The sequence below is a fragment of the Streptomyces sp. NPDC048496 genome (assembly GCF_043200055.1).
Taxonomy (GTDB): Bacteria; Actinomycetota; Actinomycetes; order Streptomycetales; family Streptomycetaceae; genus Streptomyces.
The window spans coordinates 1-5,348 of record NZ_JBICXB010000107.1 but is presented as its reverse complement, the minus strand read 5'-3'; the positions used below and the strand labels follow the sequence as shown (position 1 = coordinate 5,348).

Annotated in this window: 5 protein-coding genes; all 5 read left to right on the top strand. The window is 67.1% G+C overall.

Features of this window, described 5'->3' with window-relative positions; genetic code table 11:
• Positions 1-165 precede the first annotated feature (165 nt).
• The 5 genes from ACGFSA_RS34700 to ACGFSA_RS34680 are packed head-to-tail and all read left to right on the top strand — an operon-like array spanning position 166 to position 5,311.
• Positions 166-1,269: a tyrosine-type recombinase/integrase gene (locus ACGFSA_RS34700; RefSeq protein ID WP_393310102.1), complete on the top strand. Its 1,104-nt coding sequence runs from the start codon at positions 166-168 to the stop codon at positions 1,267-1,269.
• 16 nt (positions 1,270-1,285) lie between these two features.
• Positions 1,286-1,636: a helix-turn-helix domain-containing protein gene (locus ACGFSA_RS34695; RefSeq protein ID WP_393310100.1), complete on the top strand. Its 351-nt coding sequence runs from the start codon at positions 1,286-1,288 to the stop codon at positions 1,634-1,636.
• Entirely contained in the window at positions 1,633-4,056 is a 2,424-nt protein-coding gene (locus ACGFSA_RS34690) for a site-specific integrase (protein ID WP_393310098.1), read from the top strand. Before ACGFSA_RS34695 ends, ACGFSA_RS34690 begins: the two co-directional genes overlap by 4 nt.
• Positions 4,053-4,706, top strand: coding sequence for a hypothetical protein (locus ACGFSA_RS34685; protein WP_393310096.1), 654 nt, complete (start codon positions 4,053-4,055; stop codon positions 4,704-4,706). Before ACGFSA_RS34690 ends, ACGFSA_RS34685 begins: the two co-directional genes overlap by 4 nt.
• Positions 4,703-5,311 carry a hypothetical protein gene (locus ACGFSA_RS34680; RefSeq protein ID WP_393310094.1) on the top strand — a complete coding sequence of 203 codons (609 nt, stop codon included), beginning with the start codon at positions 4,703-4,705 and terminating at the stop codon, positions 5,309-5,311. Before ACGFSA_RS34685 ends, ACGFSA_RS34680 begins: the two co-directional genes overlap by 4 nt.
• Positions 5,312-5,348 lie beyond the last annotated feature (37 nt).

Sequence of the window (5,348 nt, the reverse complement as noted above, 5' to 3'; positions counted from 1 at the left end):
CAACCCTCGGGAATTGCATCAGACGGGCGAGAAACCGCAGGTCGCCAGGTCACGGCGAGAGCCTGAAGGAATCCGAGGCTACTACGTGCTAGCCGCCTGACCAGGCATGTTGCCAAGCTGATCCCTTCTGATGCATGATCTGCCCTCCAGAAGGGATGGTCTGGAGTGGTGCATCAGCGCAAGGTGGCCCTGGCCGGGTCGGCTCATCTGGAGCTCGTCTCCGGGGTGGTCCAACTGCGTCCCGAGGACGCGATGTTCGACGCGATGCTGCGGGGCTGGCGTGCTCAGCAGAAGTCGCGAGGGCTGAGGGACGACACGATCGATCCGCGGGAACGGCTCATACGCCGGTTCCTGGAGTTCGCGAACGACTACCCGTGGCAGTGGACGCCGGCCCACATGGACGAGTGGTCAGTCTCATTGACCAGCGAGAAGCATCTGGCACCGTCGACGATCCGCAGCTACCAGGGCACCGTGCAACTGTTCAGCGAGTTCCTCATCGACGGCCGCTACGGATGGGGCCCTGCCTGCGAGGAAGCCTTCGGCACCTTCCCGGTGGCGGTCTGTCACGAGTGGAACACCATCGCCCACCTCAACGATTACGAGGGCGACCCGGAGGCGAAGCCGTTCACCCGGGAACAGCTGCAGCTCTTCCTCGACTACGCCGACGACCAGGTCGAACGAGCGCTACGGGTAAAACGCAAGGGCGCCCTGGCGGCCTACCGCGACGCCACCCTCTTTAAGGTGATCTACGGGTGGGGACTTCGCCGGACCGAGACCTCCAAGCTCGATGTGGTCGACTTCGGACGCAACCCGCAGGCCCGGCAGTTCGGCCGGTACGGCACGCTCAACGTCCGCTACGGCAAGGCCAAGAAGGGCCAGCCGCCGCGGCGCCGGAACGTCTTGTCAGTGATGGACTGGGCCGTCGAGGCAGTCGCCGACTACGTCGAGAACGTCCGGCCGCGCTTCGGATTCCCCGACCAACCCGCTCTGTGGATCACCGAACGCGGTGGCCGCCTGCGGCCCGGCTCGATCAACGACCGGTTCGAGGCCTACCGCGACGCCCTCAAGTTGCCGAAAGAGCTGGTCCCGCACTCCTTGAGGCATTCGTACGTCACGCACCTGACCGAGGACGGGGTGGACCGCCGCTTCATCCAGCAGCAGGTCGGCCACGAGAGCGACAGCTCCCTGGCCATCTACACGCACGTTAGCGACGACTTCATGAACACTTCCCTGCACAAGGCACTGGCCCCGGCGTTCGCCGGAGCCTGACAGGAGGAACCCGGCGATGGCCGCCAAGCTCGACTACCACTGGCACCTGCGCAAAGTCATGGCCGACCGCGAGATGTTCTCCACCACCGACCTCATCCCTCCGCTTGCCGAGCGCGGTATCACGCTGTCCTCAAGCCAGGTCTACCGGCTCGTCGTCGAGCGACCAGAGCGACTGAGCCTGAAGATCCTCATGGCCCTGCTCGACATCCTGGACTGCACCATGGACGACCTCATCGAGCCCATCGCGGTGGCCGGGGCCGTGAAGAAGCCGAAGAAGGCAGCCGTCGGCGGCACGGCACCCGACACGGAAGGACTCGGCGGACTGCGGCCTAAGCGAGCCCGGATCAAGGGTGTTGACCGGTCGTGACCACCACCGACGCTGTCGACCGCGCCGTCGCGAACCCGATCGGCCTGATCACGGACCTGGTCGCGAATATCGAGAGCGAGCTTGGCTCCGAGACCATCCGGACCGTGGTCACCGCGGTCGCGGGCGGCCGCGCGAAGTCACGGAACCTGGCCAAGGCCCTGGAGACGCGACCCGCCATCCTGACCGATGGCCGGTCCCCGGCGCCACGGGCCGTCGGCGATCTCCTCATATCGCTCCGCAAGGCCGGTGCCGCGGCGATCTCGCCGCCGGTCTGCGCCGACTGCGGCAAGGGGCTGCGAAGCCTCCAGCGGCAGGGCCAGGACTGGTACTGCTCGGTCTGCGTCAAGGAGACCAGCGAGTGCGCCGCCTGCGGCAACACCCGGCGCGTCACCTTCCGGGACCGCAAGGGCCTGTCACGCTGTTCGATGTGTCCCGACCACGATGACCGTGACCCGGCCATGGTCGTCCACGCGGTGATCAACACGATCGCCCCGGGCGCCGACCGCGACGTGGTCGCCGAAGCTCTCCGCCGGTCGGCACCACACCGTCCCCACTATCGGCAACGAGTGGTCTGGTCCCTGGAGGAGAACCCCCGCCTGCTGACCGGCGAGGCCCATCTCGCCCCGCATCGAGCCATCCTGAGGTTCATCGAGCTGCTGCACGCGGCGGGTGTCGCCGGGATCGTCCGACCGTCCTGCCCTCGCTGCCACCGAGTGGTTCGCATCGACAAACCGCTCGACGGTCAGCGGGTCTGCCGCAACTGCATCGCCAAATCCCGCGTCGAAGAATGCGTACGCTGCGGAGCCCGGCGCGAGCCTGCCACCCGCGACGCCCAGGGGCGCCCGCTGTGTCCGAACTGCCTGGTCAACGACCCCGCGAACGTCGAGGTCTGCATCAACTGCGGAAAGCGGAAGCGAGTACAGAACCGCACCTCCGACGGTCCTCTCTGCTCGAACTGTTGCCCCCTGCCCTTCCTTGTCTGCTCGATCTGCGGCCGCACCGCACCCGGCACCCACTCCCGGCTAACCGGCCTGCCCCGCTGCGGCGGCTGCGACCGACGCCAGGCTCATTGCACCGCATGCGGCAGGCTTCGAGGCATCCACTCCGGGACCGCCGACGCACCGGTCTGCGGCCCCTGCACCGCACCAGACGCCGAGCTCTGGCGCCCATGCCCCACCTGCGGGGAAGCGGAACGACTGCGAGCCGCCGGCCCGTGCCCTCGCTGCACTCTCAAGCAACGGCTCCACGAGCTTCTCGCCGACGACTCGGGCTCCATACCGCCGAAGCTGCAGGCCCTCAACGACGCCCTGGCCGAGACGGAACGGGCTGGCACGGCGATGCGCTGGCTCTCCGGCGGCATCGTCTCCACCGTTCTGTCCGATCTCGGATCCGGCCGTCGACCCCTGACACACGAGGCCCTGGACGAACTCCCGGCGGGCAAGGTCGTCGAGCACATCCGAAGTGTGCTCGTTGCTACCGGCACGCTGCCCCAGCGCGACGAGCAGATGGTCCGTCTGGAACGGCACGTGAACGATCTCGTCACCTCCCACACCACCGCTGAGGGACGGAAAATCCTGCACCGGTACGCGACCTGGCACCTCCTGCGACGACTCCGCCGACGCAGCCGCGGCAACGACATCACGCACACACAGCTCACAGTCGTCCGCCAGCATCTGCGGGCAGCCGTGCATCTCCTCAACTGGCTCAACGACCAGCGTCTGACACTCACGACCTGCCGTCAGGCCGACCTAGAACGCTGGATGACCAGCGACGACGTCCGTCACCGCCGGGAGGCAGGCCACTTCGTGCGCTGGGCTCTCGCCCAGAAGATCGCCCGCGATCTCAGCTTCCCAGCCGTCAGATGGAACGGCCCCACCCAGGCGATGGACGACGAGGCCCGCTGGGCCACCGCCCGCCGTCTGCTGCACGACGACACCCTCAAGTCCGAAGACCGCCTCGCCGGCCTGCTGTTGCTTCTTTATGCCCAGTGGCCCGCGGCGATCTCCCGGCTCACCGTCAACCACATCGAGGAGACCGACGGAGTCGTCCGCATCCGCCTCGGCGCCGTCCCCGTCGACTTGCCTGGCCCGGTCGCTGAACTCGCCCTGCACCAGGTCGCGGTTCGCCGGAGCCATGCCGTCCTCGCCCGGACAGACTCACCCTGGCTCTTCCCCGGCGGCCAGCCCGGCCGCCCGATCAGCGTCTGGGCCATGGGCGAACGTCTCCGCAAACTCGGCATCCGGCTCGCCGAGACCCGGTCGACCGCCCTGTTCCAGCTCGCCACCGAGCTGCCCGCTGCAGTCCTCGCCCGCACCCTCGGTATCGACATCACGGTCGCCGTCAAATGGCAGCGAGCCTCCGCCGGCGACTGGGCCTCTTACGCCGCCGATGTCAGCCGCCGTGTCCTGGAGAACCAATGAAGCTACCCATCACCATCCACCAAGCACGGCTCGGATCCACGGAGTTCAAGGTCATCCGACCCGCCCGACCCCTGGTCCACGCAGTGCTCATCGATCACGACCGGCACCTGGACACCTACCTCGATCAGGATGCCGCCCAGCGAATCGGTGGGCTATGGACGCTCGCTGCCTCTTCACCGCGCTCGCTGGTCCACCTGCCGATGCGGGGGAACCGTGGCCCCTCCCGCGAGCTGCCAGAAGACGGCACACGGCAGCTTGATCTCGTGCTGCTGCACCACTCGCTCCAGTTCGCCCCCTCACGCTGGAAGGTAATACGAGGACGGCTCGGCCCAGGGCGTCCGCAGACCGTGACGCTGCCCGGCCCAGGACACACCGACGAAGCCGTGATTGATCACGAGGCACGGCACTACCAGGAGAACCGGGATCTGTTCCACCAGCATCTCCACGCCGAGACCCTGTTCATGACCGGCAGCGCGAAGGTGTTCAGGGACACCGCCCGGCACTTCTTCGACGTCGCCCGAAACGGCCCCGGATACGTCCCCGTCCATCCGAGCTACCCGCACTTCTGCACCGAGCTCCACTCCAACGACGGCATTCTCGGCGACGCGCGCGAGATCCACATCGAGTACTGCGACCAGTGGGACTCATGATCCTGACCGACAGGGCCCCGCCGACCATGACGTTCAACGATCACCTCCAGCATCTCGTCGAGAGGGCCCTCGCATCCATCCCGGCCGCCGACGTCGGCGACATCTACGCTGTCTCCTTCCTCATCGACAACGAGGACGACGACCCTCGTCAGCCGACCTTGACGATCGGCTACAACACTGAAACTCAGGCCCGACGCAGCATCCAGGACGCCTCTGACCAGGCAGAAGCCCGCTGGAACTACGCTTTCTGGATCCAGAACGAGCTGACGGTGGTCGGCGACCTGACCAGCGACCCCACCGGGGCCACCGCTCGCCAGGAGTGGATCACCGAACTCGGACTTTGGTACGACGAGCCGACCGACCTCGCCGACTGGGATTCAGTCATCGGGCCACTCACCGCGCAGATCAAGGCCCGCTTCAACCAGACCTGCTGCCAGCTCGCCCGAACCCTCCACACGACCGGCGTCATCGAAAGATCTGCCGGCCGAACCGTGCCGGTGATCGTCCACGAGCTGGAGTACTACGAGGCGATCGCCCGGCAGACCGAGGCCGCCAACCCGCCCGGCCTCGCCGACGAGTTCACCTCATGGGTCCGCAATGGCTGAGGCATTCGGACAGTTCCAATACCCGACTCCACCATTA

Coding starts and splice junctions, on each gene's coding strand:
- ACGFSA_RS34695 (WP_393310100.1), top strand. CDS start 1,286: ATGGCCGCCAAGCTCGACTACCACTGGCACCTGCGCAAAGTCATGGCC.
- ACGFSA_RS34685 (WP_393310096.1), top strand. CDS start 4,053: ATGAAGCTACCCATCACCATCCACCAAGCACGGCTCGGATCCACGGAG.
- ACGFSA_RS34680 (WP_393310094.1), top strand. CDS start 4,703: ATGATCCTGACCGACAGGGCCCCGCCGACCATGACGTTCAACGATCAC.